Origin of the sequence: Candidatus Paracaedibacter acanthamoebae, assembly GCF_000742835.1 — a bacterium.
GTDB lineage: Bacteria > Pseudomonadota > Alphaproteobacteria > Paracaedibacterales > Paracaedibacteraceae > Paracaedibacter > Paracaedibacter acanthamoebae.
Genome location: NZ_CP008941.1, coordinates 1,066,119 through 1,083,562 on the forward strand (window position 1 = coordinate 1,066,119; position 17,444 = coordinate 1,083,562).

Genomic DNA, 17,444 nt, shown 5'->3' on the forward strand with positions numbered 1-17,444 from the left:
TGTATGTCTCATTTCTTCTTAAGCTTCCTCAATCGGCAGCATATTATCACTCTTTATGCACAGTTTAATAGCTTTAGCTGTTGATTCAAGATTATTATACCTAAAGAGAGTTTCATGCCTACCAGGCACATTTATAATCTGAAGATTTTTAATAAAATGTTTCCATCCGTAATCATAAACTTTTGATTGTGTTTTAGAAACATTATCCTTTGCTATTAATAGAGTAACTTTCCCTCCCCGATATTTTTTACCTTGTACTTTAATATAAGATTCTCATGAATTTTCAGATTTTTCTCTATTTGCAGATTAACATATAAATCAGAGTTTTCATTAAATAATGCATCATCTATTTTTTCTAAATGTTTTTTATTTGTTATCTTTTCGTGTGGTCCGTTATTTTTCAAATTATTCATTGGAACAGCAGCATCAATTAGAATTAAATTCTCTATACTTTCACCTTTTATTGTAAGTTGTTGCGCCATTTCATATGCTACTATTCCTCCAAACGACCATCCTCCAAACACATAAGGTCCAACGTTTTGTATTTTTTTTATTAAACTAATATAGTGTTCAGCCATAGATTGTATGCTTTTATAATTATTCCCCGGACTTTCGAAAGATGGACTGTTTATTCCATAAATTGGGATGTCATCAATATACTTTGATAAGCCCTGATAACAGAAAGATAATCCTCCTCCTGGATGAATAAGAAAGAGAGCAGGCCTTTTCTCACTGATTTGGATCGGGATCAAGGAAAAATTAGGCATACAACAGTGTTCTAATTCTAGCACCCGAGAAAGAGAGAAAATGGTAGGATTCCTGAATATATCAGCTATAGAAATTTTATTCGAGAATTCCGGCTGAAGCTGAGAAAATAGCTTTATTGAAGTAAGTGAATTTCCTCCTATTTCAAAGAAGTTATCGTGAATGCTTATATTCTTAAGATTTAAAACTTTTTCCCAAATTTTTAAAAGATGAAATTGAAGAGGGGTTGCTGGATAAACTATATTAACTCTATTTTTATTTATATATCCAATAGTAGAGTCGAGCAGAGCTTTACGATCGATCTTCCCATTAGGAGTTAAAGGTACCTTGTCGATATATACAAAGAAGGAAGGCACCATGTAATCTGGGAGAGATCTTGCGAGATGGTTTCTGAACCCTTCAGTGAAACTTGTCAAATCCTCTCCCTTTAAGACGGAGAAAGGCTCTCCGGAAGAAGAAGTAAACACTGATTCAACTTCAAAAGAAGATACTCTCTCCTGGGGAAGAACTATATAAGCGACAAGTTTTTTGTCGTTTGACTCATCTACGTTTGTTTTATCAAGCTCATCCGTTCTTGCCGCCACAATCGCTTGTGATACATCTCCATGGCTCTGGAGAACAGATTCGATCTCTCCCAACTCAATCCTAAATCCTCGAATCTTTACCTGATCATCAATACGCCCTAAAAACTCGATGTTTCCATCAGGTAAGTATCGAGCGAGATCTCCTGTCCGATAGAGTCTAAGGTTCTCTGAAGATGAGAGGGAAGATTCTGTCTTGCTAAATTCTTCATAAATGTTGACGTCATCAATAAATGGGTTGGGAATAAATCTATCAGCCGTTAAGTCAGGACGATTCAAATACCCTCTTGCCAATCCAACCCCTCCAATGTAAATCTCTCCACTCACTCCTATAGGTACTAGATTCAACTCTGTGTCTAAAATGTAAGTTTTTAAATCAGGAATCTTCTTCCCAATAATACTCCCTTCTTTTCTCATAATATGTTCTTTAGAGAGTGGATGATAGGTTACGTGAATAGTTGTTTCTGTAATTCCATACATATTAACAAACTGAGTGCCTTCCCACTCATCGATATAAAAGCAAGGTTTAAGCTTGTCAGGTTCTAAAACCTCTCCCCCGAAGATGACTAATCGTATGGACAAAGAATAGAATTCATCTGATTTAGATAGAAATTGTTCATGCAGAATAAGTTGGCAAAAGGCTGAAGGTGTTTGGTTAAGAATAGTAACCTTTTCTTTTCTTAGTAAACTGTAAAAAGCTTCAGGAGATCTTGAAGTTAGATAGGGAACAACAATAAGTTTCCCTCCATATATGAGAGCTCCCCAAATTTCCCAAACAGAAAAGTCAAAAGCATAAGAATGGAACAAAGTCCACACGTCATTCTGAGTAAAATGGTACCAATGTTGTGTTTTCTTTAAGAGTCGAACAATGTTTCCATGATCAATCATCACTCCTTTAGGTTTACCGGTAGAGCCTGAGGTATAGATCACATAGGCGAGGTTGTGGGGCGTTGTAAGATTGGGTAGGTTTTGAGAAGACTCTGCTGTGAAGTTTATTTGCCTCTGAGTTTGAAGGTTGTCCCTGTTGAAAGAGCATTCCTCGATCAGAAGTTCCTTTGTTTCACTCTGAATGTGAAGGTTTAAAGTTATTCCTGAATAAGTTTTAAGGGTTTCATTAAGGTGAGTTTGAGTAATAAGGATTGGAGCTTTTGTATCCTCGAGCATGAACTGAAGACGTGTTGTAGGATAGCTTGGATCCAGAGGAACATAAGCTCCCCCTGCCTTGAGGATACCTAAAATCCCAATAATCATCTCTAATGATCTCTCAACAGCAATTGCCACAAGCGTATCAGGCTTGACCCCTAGAGCTCTTAGATGATGAGCCAGTTGATTGGCTCGTTCGTTGAGTTGTTGATAGGTGAGCTCTTCATTCTCATAAACAACAGCTATGTTGTTGGGGGTCCTTTCTACCTGCTCCTCGAACAGTTGTTGTATCGTTTTATCTTCAGGATAAGAAGTACTGGTATCATTCCATTCAATGAGAAGCTGATGTTTCTCTTCTTGGGTAAGAAGAGAAAGTGTTTGAGAACTTTTTGCGCTGTGATGAGAAATTTCTCGAAGGGCTTGTTTGATATGATCTGAAAGTCTCTTGATAAACTCCTCATTAAAATGTTTTGTCTGATAGCTTAACGCGAGGTGAATTTGCTTGACAGGTCCTATAATGATTGCCAGAGGATATTCATTCTTCTCTACTCCTTGAACACCTCTTATGACAAAATCAGAAACTATGTTATGAGTTTCCTCATCTAAAGGATAATTTTCAAAGACAAAAATGACATCAAATATACTCTGGCTGATTCTTGACCACGATTGAATCTGAGCAAGAGAGGTATAACTATAATCACTGAGCCTTTGAGTTTGTTCCTGAAGGTTTCTAAGAAAGGTTAGCGTGTCCTCTTCTGGATGAATGGCGATTCTTAAGGGAAGAGTATTGATTAATAAACCCACCATTTCTTCAACTCCAGAAAGCTCTATGCTTCTGCCGGAAACGGTCACTCCTAAAACGATCTCTTGCTGTTGAGTATAGGTTTTAAGCACCAGACCAACAGCTCCTTGAAAGACTGTATTAAGTGTTAAATCCTGCTGCTGAGCAAAATTCCTAATCTCATCTGTTTCTTCAACAGAAAGTACTATAGAGTAAGTGTCATAATCTCTTTCATTATTCTCTTCGATGATATCACTGAAGCTGAGCTTGGTAGGGCCTTCAAGAGAAGCAAGAGAGTCCTTCCAGAAAGCTTCCGCTTTACTGAGGTTTTGTTCTTTTAACCAAGAGATATAATCTCGATAGGGGCATCGAGAATTGAGTCGAACTTCTCTTCCCCGCCTTAAAGACTCATAAGCCTTAAACATATCACTAATAATAATAGACGTACTCCATCCATCTGTTAAGATATGATGCCTACTCCAAATCAGGTAAAATTTACGTTGAGAACATTTGATGAGAGTAATCCTAAAAAGAGGAGCTTTACTGAGGTCGAATCCTTTCTTGCGATCTTCTTTAATAAAATCTTCTAGTTTTTGATTTTGATCTATCTTTGTGAATGTTTTGAAATCTTTAACTTCAAAGGGAACTTCAGCGGACTCTAAAACATATTGGAGAGGGACATCAAGACTTTGCCATATAAATCCTGTTCTTAGAATTGGATGATGCTTACTTACTTTCTGCCAGGCCTTTTTTAAAACAGAAATATCTATGTGTCCTTCTAGCTCAAACACACTTTGAACAAAGTAGGCACCAGACTCAGGAGCATAGAGGGTTTGAAATAATAAACCAGATTGCATCGGAGAGAGCGGATAAGCATCTTCAATTATCTTATTATCCATGTTTAAGTATTCTCATTTTTTATTAATGATCTGATCAATAAGATTGATTTGATCCAGGTTAGCTAGTTTAAAGTCAGAGGGTGTATATCCAGAAGTACTTTTTTGGCAACAGTGTCGAATAAGTTGTTTAAGTCTTTCCATAAAAGCATGAGAGACCTTTTCTATCGTTTGTTTGTGATAATGATGGCTGCTATAAGTCCAGAAGAAACGAAAGAGACCTTTCTTGACCTCTCCATTAATATCCAAGTGATAAGACCGTGCATTCTTATCTGAAACATTGCGACCTGCCGACTCTTGAGAAAAAGTGAAGAGGCCTTCTTGTTCAAAAGCATTATCCCACTGTCCGAGGTAGTTAAATCTTAAACTGGGATGAAAGAAGGTAGACAGATACAACCCCTGCGTAAGATATGACAACACTCCATAGCCAATACCTTTATGAGGAATCTTTCTTAAGTCTTCCTTAACTGTTTTAAGGGCTTCTGCCAAGTCAGTTGGGTCGTCAATACTTAGGTAGACAGGGAAGAGCGACGTAAACCATCCTATGGTTCTTGAGAGATCAAAATCTTTAATAACCTCTTCCCGCCCATGACCTTCAAGAGAAAGCGTTAAAGAATATGTCCCAGTCCAATCTCCTACAGCCAGAACAAGAGCTGTAAGGAGAATATCATTAATCTCTGTCCGATAAGCTTGAGGAGCACGTTTTAAGAGAAGAGTAGTTTCCTCTTCTGTAAGCGAGAGCACAATTGTACAAGAAGACTCTCCTGTAGCTGCTCCATCATTAAAATCAACTGGAAGAGGATGAGTCAACTCTAGGATCTTTTGCCAGTAAGGAATCTCCTCTTTAAGAGACTGAGAAGAAGCATAATCTTTTAAGGATCTAGCCCATTGCTGATAAGAATGAGTCTTCGAGGAGAGAGAAGGAGATTCTCCTTGAGAGATTTGAAAACAGAGTGCTTCTAAATCCTCCAACAAGATTCTCCAGGAAACACCGTCTATAACAAGATGGTGAATAACAATAAGAAGACGATCAGACCTATTGCTTCCACACTTAAAGAAGACAACCCTTATAAGGGGACCTGTTTCGATGTTAAGAGTTTGTTGAATGAGAGAAGAGTATTCTTTAATGCTCTGAGTAAGATGTTCTTCTAGCACAATATATGAAAGATCAGTCTCTTGAACAAAGAAAGGTTCTACCTCTGCTAAAGAGGTTTGTATCCAATTGCCTTGTATCTCTTGATGATATCTAACCCTTAACATATCATGATGAGAAAGAAGCAAAGAGAAAACTTGATTTAAGTGAGCAAGCTCTAGCGTCTTAGAAAGTTGAAGCAGCACTGTCTGGTTGAAGTAATTCCTATCTTCTATATCATTCTTAAAGAACCAATGCTGAATAGGAGTGAGAGGAATATCTCCTCCAATAGCTCTTTGATCTGGTTTTAAGGAAATGTCATTCTCTTGAGTTTTAGCGACTGAAGCAAGAGCCTTAATTGTTGGGTAGTTAAAGACATTTTTAACAGCAAAGTGAATCCCTCTCGATCGCGCTTTCGAGACCATTTGTATGCTAATAATGGAGTCTCCCCCAAGTCTAAAAAAGTTGTCATGGATACCTATTTTCTCAAGTTTGAGAACGTCTTTCCATACCTCACAAAGCTCTTGCTCCAGAGATGTCTGAGGAGCAACATATTCATCGGCAACAAGCCGCAAGGCCAAATTAGGCGCTGGCAGAGCTTTACGATCAATCTTTCCATTAGGAGTTAAAGGTACCTTGTCGATATATATAAAGAAGGAAGGCACCATGTAATCGGGAAATTTTTCTAAAAGAAATTCCCTTAACTCGGTAGATGAAGGAGTAAATTCTCCAGGCACCACATAAGCAACAAGTTTCTTATGAGTCGGCTCCTTTTTAGATTCCTCCGCGCTCGCCACCACAACCGCTCGCGATATATCACCATGGCTCTGAAGAACGGATTCAATCTCACCTAGTTCAATCCTAAATCCTCGAATCTTTATCTGATCATCAATGCGCCCTAAAAACTCGATGTTTCCATCAGGAAGATAGCGAGCGAGATCCCCTGTCCGATAGAGTCTAAGACTTTCTGGAGATAAGGAATAATCTCTCGGATCAAGTCCTTGATGAATATTGATGTCATTAACAAATGGGTTGGGAATAAATCTCTCTGCTGTCAAATCAGAACGATTCAAATACCCTCTTGCTAATCCAACCCCTCCAATGTAAATCTCTCCACTCACCCCTATAGGTACTGGATTTAGCTGCTCGTCTAATATATAGATCTGCGTGTTAGAAATCGGGCGCCCTATGGGTACAAATTCTGAGGACAAAACATGGTGTTTTTTCCATTCAAACATACAACATCCAACTGTTGTCTCCGTTGGTCCATAATGGTTAAAAAGCCGTAATTCATAGAGGCTGACTTCTTTTATTTTTGTTAAAAGTTCGACACCAAAAATTTCTCCCCCAAATAACAAACTGTGCTGAGGAAGCATTCTTGAAATATCTGTCTGTATTGACAGGGCATTAAAATGTGCAGGAACAATCTTAAGGCAGTCAATCTTATGTTGACTGACGTAGGAGGAAAATAAATGAGAATTCTGAAGATACTCATCCCCTAAAATATGCAAGGATCCTCCAGAAAGAAGAGAAGGATAAAGAGACGTATTTCCTAAATCAGCAGCAAAAGTTGATGCATAAGCAAACTTTAAAGGCAGATTCTTTCCGAGTTTGCCTAGAATATCTTCACAATAATTAACGAGCCCATTATTTTCAATAGCAACTCCTTTGGGTTTACCGGTAGAACCTGAAGTATAGATCACATAGGCGAGGTTGTGGGGCGTTGTAAGATTGGGTAGATTCTTACAAGACTCTGCTGTGAAGTTTATTTGCCTCTGAGTTTGAAGAGTGTCCTGGTTGAAAAAACATTCCTCCATCAGAAGTTCCTTTGTTTCACTCTGAATATGAAGGTTTAAAGTTATTCCTGAATAAATCTTAAGGGTTTCATTAAGGTGAGTTTGAGTAATAAGGACTGGAGCCTTTGTATCCTCGAGCATAAACTGAAGGCGTGTCGTAGGATAGCTTGGATCCAGAGGAACATACGCCCCCCCTGCTTTTAGAATCCCTAAAATACCCACGATCATCTCTAATGATCTGTCAACTGCAATAGCCACAAGCGTATCAGGTTTCACCCCTAAAGCTCTGAGATGATGAGCCAGTTGATTGGCTCGTTCGTTGAGTTGTTGATAGGTGAGCTCTTCATTCTCATAAACAACGGCTATGTTGTCAGGAGTTCTTCTGACTTGCTCTTCAAACAATTGATGAATTGTTTTATCTTCAGGATAATCTACCTCTGTATCATTCCAAGTAATGAGAAGCTGTTGCTTCTCTTCTTGTGTAAGAAGAGGAAGTGTTTGGATCTCTTGAGTTGGATCTGATAATATGCCGTCAAGGAGCTCCTTAAAATGAGCTGCCATCCTTTCAATCGTTTGAACTTCAAAGAGATCTGTTGCATATTCAATCCCTATCTCAAGAGTGTCTTCACGCTCTTGCACGCTTAAGGACAAATCAAACTTAGCAATAGGGTATGAACGAGAAAAAGATTCTGCTTGGATGTGGGTGAGACCTAAAAGCTCTCCGTTCATCGTATTGAGTGTAAACATAACCTGGAACACAGGATTACGATTAAGAGCTCTCGCTATATTCAGATGATCAACCAGTTGCTCAAAAGGAACATCTTGATGATGATAAGCTTGAAGAGTTGTCTCTTTAATCTTCTTCAGGATATCAATGAAAGTCTCGTTACCTTCTAAAGTTGTTCTAAGAGCTAATGTATTCACAAAGAACCCTATGAGTCCTTCAATCTCCTTATGATGTCGATTAGCTATGGGAGACCCCACGACAATATCTTGCTGACCTGTGTAGCGATACAAAAGAACTTGGAAGGCAGCTAAAAGAGTCATAAACAGAGAAGCACCCTCTTGCTGAGCTAACTGATTCAGCTGATCTTTAATCTCCTGAGAGAGATAAGTGTGATATGTTGCTCCTTTGTAGCTGAGCTCTTGAGGTCTTGGCTTATCCATAGGAAGATCCAGAAGATCAGGAATACCTAAAAGTTGCTGCTTCCAATAAGATAATTGCTTCTCTAGAACTTCTCCTTGAAGCCATTCTCTTTGCCATAAAGCAAAATCACCATACTGAAGTGGTAAAGCGGGAAGAGAAACTTCTTTACCTTCAGCATAAGCATTATAGAGTTCAGAGAGTTCCTTGAAGAAGATCCCCATAGACCATCCATCACAGATGATATGATGTAGAGTGAGAAGGAGGATATGTTCCTCCTTTCCAAGAATAAGCAGTTTCACTCTTACCAAAGGTTCAGAAGACAGATGAAAAGGGCGTGTTGCTTCTTCTTGAGCTAATCTCTGCGCGGATAATGCTTGCTCTTGTTTTTCTAAGGAGGCCAGATCAATTAAACATTCCCTGAGGTGAATCTCTAAATGAGGCAGGATTTCTTGAGAAGCTTCTCCTGCTGTTGAAGGGAAGATTGTTCTTAAAGATTCATGCCTCTCAATAAGAGAGTTAAGGGCTCTTTCAAGAGAACCTCTATCTAAGGAACCTCTTAATCTTAATGCAAGAGGAATGTTGTACAGAGCTGTGTCTGGTAAGAGTTGATCTAAGAACCAAAGTCGTTGTTGGGCAAAGGAAAGAGGAAGAGCCCCTTTTCTTATCTGAGGCTCAAGAGGCGGAAGAGAAGAAAGAACATTCTTACTCGTTAAGGAACCAACGATCTGGCTTAAAGTTGCAAGCGTTGGATGTTCAAAGAGAGCCCTAAGGGGAATATCGATATTATAGGTATGTCTGATACGAGAGATAACTTGAGTGGCAAGAAGGGAATGTCCTCCAAGCTTAAAGAAATTATCATGGATACCTATCTTCTCTACTTTCAGAACATCTTTCCATATCCCAGAAAGATCTTGTTCCAGAGATGTCTGAGGAGCGACATATTCATCGGCAACAAGCCGTAAGGACAAATCAGGAGCCGGCAGAGCTTTACGATCGATCTTCCCATTAGGAGTTAAAGGTACCTTGTCGATATATACAAAGAAGGAAGGCACCATGTAATCTGGAAGCCTTTCTGAAAGAAACTCTCTTAATTCTGTAGATGAGGGAGTAAAGTCTCCAGGCCTCACATAAGCGACAAGTTTTTTGTCGTTTGACTCATCTACGTTTGTTTTATCAAGCTCATCCATTCTTGCCGCCACAATCGCTTGTGATACATCTCCATGGCTCTGGAGAACAGATTCGATCTCTCCCAACTCAATCCTAAATCCTCGAATCTTTACCTGATCATCAATACGCCCTAAAAACTCGATGTTTCCATCAGGAAGATAGCGAGCGAGATCCCCTGTCCGATAGAGTCTAAGGCTTTCTGGAGATAAGGAATAATCTCTCGGATCAAGTCCTTGATGAATATTGATGTCATCAACAAATGGGTTGGGAATAAATCTATCAGCCGTTAAGTCAGGACGATTCAAATATCCTCTTGCCAATCCAACCCCTCCAATGTAAATCTCTCCACTCACTCCTATAGGTACTGGATTTAGCTGCTCGTCTAATATATAGATCTGCGTGTTAGAAATCGGACGGCCTATGGAAACAGATTCTGATAATCTATGGTAATCCTCTTTCCATTTAAACACACAGCATCCTACCGTTGTCTCTGTGGGGCCATATTCATTAAAAAGAGATGTATTAGGATTCGTTTCTAACCAGAATCTTACATCTTCCTTTAAAAGATTCTCCCCCCCAACAATCAAGGTTGTTCTTTGTTTATGAATCGTCTCTGAACTAAGTTGGTTTTTTAGAACTCTCAGATGTGCAGGCGTAAGCTTAATAAAACTAAAACTATTCTGCTTTTTAAGGCTGTCAGCTAAAGCATTCCCATAAGGATCTTCCGGCAAAATATTAACAGAGTTCCCCCTCACAAGTGGCAAGAAGATAGATGTTATACTCATATCAAAAGCTGGAGAAGAATGAAGGAGTACCGGAGCATTAGAGGGAGAATAGGCCTTTTGAGCATAATTTATATAATGATTAAAGTTTCCATGATGAATCATCACTCCCTTAGGTTTACCGGTAGAACCTGAAGTATAGATCACATAGGCGAGGTTATGGGGGGTTGTAAGATTGGGTAGATTCTTACAAGACTCTGCTGTGAAGTTTATTTGCCTCTGAGTTTGAAGAGTGTCCTGGTTGAAAAAACATTCCTCCATCAGAAGTTCCTTTGTTTCACTCTGAATATGAAGGTTTAAAGTTATTCCTGAATAAATCTTAAGGGTTTCATTAAGGTGAGTTTGAGTAATAAGGACTGGAGCCTTTGTATCCTCGAGCATAAACTGAAGGCGTGTCGTAGGATAGCTTGGATCCAGAGGAACATACGCCCCCCCTGCTTTTAGAATCCCTAAAATACCCACGATCATCTCTAATGATCTGTCAACTGCAATAGCCACAAGCGTATCAGGTTTCACCCCTAAAGCTCTGAGATGATGAGCCAGTTGATTGGCTCGTTCGTTGAGTTGTTGATAGGTGAGCTCTTCATTCTCATAAACAACGGCTATGTTGTCAGGAATTCTTCTGACTTGCTCTTCAAACAATTGATGAATTGTTTTATCTTCAGGATAATCTACCTCTGTATCATTCCAAGTAATGAGAAGCTGTTGCTTCTCTTCTTGTGTAAGAAGAGGAAGTTCCTCGAGAACAGTTTCTGGATACTGAATTATTCCTTCAAACAATGTTCTTATATGTTGTGAAAAATTCCTAAGAAGGCCTTTTGATATATCGTCTTCGATTCCTTTGGCCTTAAATATGTAACTCCTATTTTCTTCATCAAGGCTGAGCACAAATGGAAATTTATCCAAACAAGAATTTTCTTCTGTTTGAGAAGAACTTAAATCTATGAGGATAGGGATTACTGAAGAAGATTCTCTAAGTTTTGGATATCTTACGTAAATATCCTCACAATAGGCTTTATTTTTTTCGATAAATGCTAATCGATTTTTAATATGCTCTAATATATTGAGAGCCTTTGTCTTAGATATAAGAGAAAATGTTACAGGCAAATATGTTGGAAAGAGATTCCAGAGATCTTTAGGTAGATTTTTAAGGTAAGAGTTGATGATTCCTATTGAAAAGAGAGAAGAGTCTCCAAGACGCTTGAGGTATATTAAGAAAGCAGTTGTAAGTATCTCTGAAAAAGAAGCAGAGGATTCTATAGTAAGGTTGGAGGGTAATTTAAAAAACTCCTCACATATTATAATTTCTTTTGTGTGATTATCAGCGTTTCTGAACTCTTTGCCACCTTTGAGTAGTGAGCTTGTAAAGGGCAAAAGAGTAGGAACAATACCTCCAATTTCTTGGGTCCAAAACTCTTCACAGGGCGAAAACTCACGGAAAAGATATTCCATATTTTTGAAGACATTTTTATCAGGATTTTGTATTAAATCGCCAGCACTAACATGTAATTTGTTGCGAATCCTCTCAATGCTATAGGGGGTCCCTTTTAAATCACTAAACTGAGAAAGACTTATGATTTCAGTTGTTGTTGAGATATGAATGGCATTTTCTGTTATCTGAATAATGGTGCCGGGTTTTTCTTGAGAACGAGACGAAATAATATGGAGCTTGCTGGGAATAAAAACTTCATGGTTAATGCAGATTTTAAAGCTAGCTAATGTATTATCATAGTTTCCAAAAGAAAGAGATCGAAATTGTCTCTCAATTTCCTGAGCTGAGTCCTCACATGACAAAAAGCCAAGGTGCGGAGGTTTTTGAAACCGAGAGAAATAACTTCTTTTTTTAAGGCCTTGTTTTTCTCCAAAGAGAGCTCCTTTTGTAAGATCTTGAATCAGATCCTTAAAAGATTCCAAAGCATGAATGTAGCACTTAAGATTAAGGCTTAAAGTTGATTCATCATTATCAATAGGGAAAATAACCTGTTTTAAAATATTTCCACCATCAAGAACTGGAGTCATGATATGCCAGCTTACACCATGAGTTAATTCATTATTGAGAATTGCCCAAGAGGTAGCGTGCACTCCCGCATATTTGGGAAGAGGCGCATCATGATAATTGATGGCACAATAACGAGGATATTCTAATATTTTATTTCTTATAATCTTGCTATTAATAATACTAAAAAAGTAATCAAAAGATTTATAAGGATTAATGTTTTCAAAATCTTCTAATGAAGGAAAAAACGGGATACTATGACTTTTGGCCCATTGCTGGGTTTCATTATGAGCAGAAATGATGCCTAGGAGTTGGCACTTTTCTTCAAGGAGTAGTTCAGCGCATTGAATGCCCAAACTTGTCTCACTTATAATATAGCAGCTAATATTTTTTTTCATGTTAGGACCAATGCAAAAACCATAAAAAATATTTATTATGTTTAACTCTCACAATTTTACTATTAGGAGAAATTGTAAAAAGTTATTGACAAATGTTCCACTCCTTCTTGCCAAAAAGTCTTTCTGACTCAATACCCTTTTGTTTGCAGGCTTGAATAAACTTGTCCGACTCTATTATTTGAGGGGAATTATCTCCATATTTTAAAGCCATCACGTAATTAAGCCAAGGTTCTTGCCCCATCGCATAAACATATGCTTTTTTGCAGTTTGATTTTTCCACAATTCCCCAGGCTTTTTCAAAGTTTGATCCAGATAATGTTCTGTTCTTATCATGAGTTCTTTTTAAAGGACTACTTAGAAGTGGACCATATAACCAGCTTAAAGGAGCTCCATCACACTCCATACCCAAAAACAGCATATCAATTGCTCCAATATAGTCAAATATATGTCCATATAGTGTGGGGTCTAAGTTATTAGAGTCTGCTGCAAATAAGAACTTTTTTCCTTTAAGATTGATACAGTAAGAAAGTTTTGATTGTATGTTAAGGTCAGAATGCTCACCTAAAAAGGGAAGAGCTATTATTTCTCCGTCTTGCAGCGGAATTGTATCCATTTCTCTTAATTCAATAAGGGATGAAAAACCAGTATGCTTTAAAATTAATTTAATTGAAGGATCTCCTAATGCCCCCACCTGGTTGCCTGGGAAAACAAAGTGACGGACTTTATGTCGTAACTGTAAAAGCGTCTCAAACATGAGATGATCTTGATGGTTGTGGGTGATAACAACGTAGTCAATCTGATCTGGAAGATCTTCAAAAGTATATCTAGGCACCTCATTTGAATGAAGAGGATAGCTGATAACTGGATCAAAGAGAATAGATGAAGATTTTGTTTGAACTAAGATACAAGCATGACCAAAATACCTTAACCTGATTCCTTCATCATGATAATTACGATTCTCAGGCATAGTTGGTGAAGCTGTTGTAAAAAAAGAGCGAAACAAGTGTTGCTTCGGTGGGGGGATTTTAAACATTTCTTGGATTCTAGTTAAACTTTCTGCTTTTTCTTTCATCTTGAAAAGGGTATCGAGCTTAGAATCAGAGAAAGGTATGTCTAGATAGACTACATCTGTTTCATTAAGATGAGGAGTGCTTAAAACAAATTTTCTAAAATCAGTGGTGGTATCTGAAAGAGCTACTTTTTGGTGTTTTTCAGAGTAATAATTTTTATAAATCAAAGGCTCGATCAAGCGAATAGAGGGATTGTTATTCAAATCGTATACAAGCTCAATCAATCCTTTTAATGGGCCAGGGATGCGGTGGTACAGAGACTCTAGAGAATCTCCCTGCGCTTCAGTTTGCAAAGCTTGATCTAACTCTTTGAAGGAGTAGTTTAATGTTATGAGGGTTTCACATTCTATTTTGGTTTGATTAATTAATTCTTTTACTTCTTCAACTTTCTTTCCTTCTAAATCAATGAAAGGGCCACCTAACAACTTAGGGTCTTTAACAGCCTGAGCGTGAATTTGAGGATTTTGGACATAAGACTGCATAATTTTCAAATGACGTTCCACTATATTACAAGCAGCAGGCAGCGGGGAGATAAGATAAGGCCATGCATACCATTGCCATATCAATGGCTCGGCTTTGATCGTGGGCTTTAAATAGTATTGATCCATATATTTTACCTTACGTTTAAACAGTCATTGAAATTACGATAAGAAACCTTAGCTGTTAAATGTTTGTGTACTGTTGAGCGAAAGTCCTTTATCTTCAAAGGACACCCTCTTTGCTCACAAGAACATATAGCAACCAATTTATTTTTCGATTTTTATATATGCTGCTAAAAATTTTATAATGATGGTACATCTAATAATATCGATTCAGAGGAAATAAACTTCGTGAACTCAGGATTTGAATTCAAAATTTTTCCAGACCTTAAATTGTTTTTAAGTTTCTTAAAGAAAGTGTCCATCATAATCCAACTCTGTGCATCACACGTTAATATCTGCGTCGCCAAAGACGACGTAAGTTCCTCTCCTTTACCTTTAGCATATTGGCGCAGTATAGCTTTGAAATTCTTATTTTCAAATAAGATAGTAGCAAGAATGTAAGTCCACAATCCCCTTATATAGAGATGGTCGTACCCTCGATGAGTCTCAATAAAATTACTTTCAACTTTTGACAATTTATAAGCGGGAGATGTCGCAAGGCCAAAATCTGTCAAATACAGACGATAACCGTCAGTTAAAATGTTATTAAAATGGGCGTCAAAATGCAACAACCCTCTGCTTCTAATAAATGAAGAAATCTTTTGGAGCTCTCTCTCTACCATTGCAATCGTTGATTCAGAAATGTTCCCTTCTTTAACAACATTCCTCTCAAGCCATTTTCCTAGCGTCTCTGGGATATATTCCAAGCACAAGACAAGACTTGCTGAAGCTTTTGTGATTGCCTCAAGACGCGCACGTATGGCCGATGATCCACCCCAATACTGAACCAGACGATCTAGTTTCGAAGGGGTATAGCCGCAAAATGATGTGAGTTGAAATAATGCCACCTTGTCTTCTTCTCTCATATTTTCACAATTTCTAAGGTGATTTTTACTTGGTCCTTTCTTCATAATTTTGATAATTCTATCAAATATTTCCGAATCTATACCTTGAGGAGTTATTTTATCAGTTTTCGTAATTTGCATTTTCTCTTTATTATGCACTTTACAATAAAGCTTATCACCTTCACAAAAAATTCCCAATTCTCCTCGTTTAATCTGATTTAAAGAAGCTGTAGTTGGATGCTCATACATCAACCTAAGGTAATAACCTTCGGGTAGTGTATTTGGTATAGAATCCGGCAGAACTCGCCAGTGATACATCAAAGGAAAGCTTGCACACTCATCCTTAAGAACCCAATCAGTAGCCATAATGTGAGCTGACAGTTCCCGCCAAGCGCCAAACCCAGCTGAGCCAATGCCATATTGGTAATAAAGAGGGAGTTCAAATAAATTTGATGTTGACAATATGTTTTCTGGTTCTCTCTCAATGTCTGTTATGGGAATTTTTTTTATAAAGATGTTTACTCCATCCATCTTCAGTTGTACAGAAGTTCCACCCGTTCCAGAATGTATAGGCTTGTCTTTTTCAAGAAGAGTTGAGAACTGTTGGTTACTAAGAGAGCCCAGCTTTGCAGAGAGCTTATGGTAAGTTAAAACTCGATTATCTATAGCTTGTGTAGGGGGTAAACTTATCATTAGATGTACAAACTTATAAGTTATATTGTGGACAAATTTAAAAGTATAAAATTTATATTTTTTATTGACGGTCTTTATTATTCAACCCTCCTCCTCCACCTTGATAAGTTATATTGAAGATCTAAAGGGCTACCACCAGATACAATTAAACCATAAAGTAAAACATTATTCCAGTGCTTTAAGAAACAGCCTAGCTAGGGGCACCCTCAACCTAACAAAGAATCAAAATAGGAATAAAGTAAGGAAAAAATAAATTTGGTATGATTCTGTTATGTCTTTAACCAAGGCTCCCAAACGTCACCGCTTCCCAGTCTCAATTATTACTCCGGTGACAAATTGTTATAACTAGTTTAAAAGGAATTAGATCCCCCTCCTTTAGAAGTAATATTATGGACAACAGAAATCTTACCCTCCAAGAGCTGAGCATATTGCGGCGAAAGATTGTTGAAGCCGTCGTTGTCAATAAAAACTCCCCAAAAGGTGTGGCTCAAATGTATGGTTTTACTGAAGCCACAGTAAGCCATTATGTCAGGGCTTATAAAAAAGAGGGAAATGCAGGCTTAATTTATAAGAAGAGAGGCCGCCGCTTACAAAGCTGTACGAAGCTTTGCCTTGAAAATGAAGAAAAAGTTCGGGAGGTCATTGAGCATCATACGCCGGAGCAAGTTGGACTCGAATGCGTTCTTTGGACCCATAAGGCTGTTCGCCAGTACATTTGTGATACATATGGAATTACGTATTCAGTCAGAGGCATGGGAGATGTTTTAAAACGCCGTGGGTTTACGCCCCAAAAACCAATGAAAGTAGCAATACAACAAAATCCTCATTTGGTTCAGCATTGGCTTAAGGTCGCTTATCCAGCCATTCAAAAGAAAGTGGATCAAGAAGAAGCAGCCATATATTGGGCAGATGAAATGGGATTGAGGAGCACAGATCAACGAAGAAGGACTTATGCTCGACGAGGTAAAACGCCTGTTATAAAAAAACAGGCTCTCGTTTTCGCTGTAATATGATTTCGGCCATTACCAATCAAGGAAGCATGAAATGGATGGTCTTTGAAGAGTCATTTACTGTTGTCATCTTTCTTAATTTTCTGCGTCGTCTTATTTACAAATCTGATAAGAAGATATTTCTCATTGTCGACAATCATAAGGTCCACCACGCCAAGGAAGTACAAGCCTGGCTAGAAAAGAACAAAGAAAAGATAACGATATTCTTTTTACCGCCTTATTGTCCTGAGATGAATCCTCAAGAGCTGGTTAATCAGGAAGTCAAAAGCCATGCAGGTAACTTCAAAATGATGACCTCCTTAAAAGATTTAACAATCAATCTGAGATATTACTTAACGCGTATTCAATTTAACCCCTGGAAAATTATGAATTACTTCAAAAAAGCATCAGTTGCCTATGCTGCTTAATTATGATATTTAATCATCGGAGTAATATATACCAACGGTAAAAAGGCATCTCTGATAATATAAGAAGAAATATATTGATTAATAAATTTGAAAATTATTATAAATTTTCCGCTTTTATTTTAAATTATAAGGAAGGTGCTAGGGCTCTATTTAACTCCCACACTTGCTAAATAGTCGTTGTCGCGAAATGATTT

The 17,444-nt window shown here is 37.9% G+C and carries 6 protein-coding genes; 2 read left to right on the forward strand and 4 right to left on the reverse strand.

The features are described 5' to 3' along the window. Nucleotides 1–215: 215 nt before the first annotated feature. From ID47_RS04815 to ID47_RS11665, 4 genes are all read right to left on the reverse strand, one after another. The gene (locus ID47_RS04815; RefSeq protein ID WP_051908613.1) at nt 216–4,169 is read right to left on the reverse strand and encodes a non-ribosomal peptide synthetase; all 3,954 of its coding nucleotides are present in this window, start codon (nt 4,167–4,169) and stop codon (nt 216–218) included. Nucleotides 4,170–4,181: 12 nt separating this feature from the next. After that, the gene (locus ID47_RS04820; protein WP_051908616.1) at nt 4,182–12,584 is read right to left on the reverse strand and encodes a non-ribosomal peptide synthetase; all 8,403 of its coding nucleotides are present in this window, start codon (nt 12,582–12,584) and stop codon (nt 4,182–4,184) included. A gap of 82 nt (nt 12,585–12,666) precedes the next feature. Then, a complete protein-coding gene (locus ID47_RS04825) occupies nt 12,667–14,262 on the reverse strand; it encodes an MBL fold metallo-hydrolase (RefSeq protein WP_038464484.1) in 1,596 nt (531 codons plus the stop codon). A 173-nt stretch (nt 14,263–14,435) separates the two neighbouring features. Next, nucleotides 14,436–15,833, reverse strand: coding sequence for a BUD32 family EKC/KEOPS complex subunit (locus tag ID47_RS11665; RefSeq protein WP_051908618.1), 1,398 nt, complete (start codon nt 15,831–15,833; stop codon nt 14,436–14,438). A gap of 389 nt (nt 15,834–16,222) precedes the next feature. Here ID47_RS11665 and ID47_RS11670 point away from each other — a divergent pair, with 389 nt between their 5' ends. Both ID47_RS11670 and ID47_RS11675 read left to right on the forward strand, forming a co-directional pair. Next, nucleotides 16,223–16,846, forward strand: a complete 624-nt coding sequence (locus ID47_RS11670) for a winged helix-turn-helix domain-containing protein (RefSeq protein ID WP_051908620.1) — start codon at nt 16,223–16,225, stop codon at nt 16,844–16,846. Beyond that, the gene (locus ID47_RS11675; RefSeq protein ID WP_051908623.1) at nt 16,843–17,250 is read left to right on the forward strand and encodes a transposase; all 408 of its coding nucleotides are present in this window, start codon (nt 16,843–16,845) and stop codon (nt 17,248–17,250) included. Before ID47_RS11670 ends, ID47_RS11675 begins: the two co-directional genes overlap by 4 nt. Nucleotides 17,251–17,444: the final 194 nt, after the last annotated feature.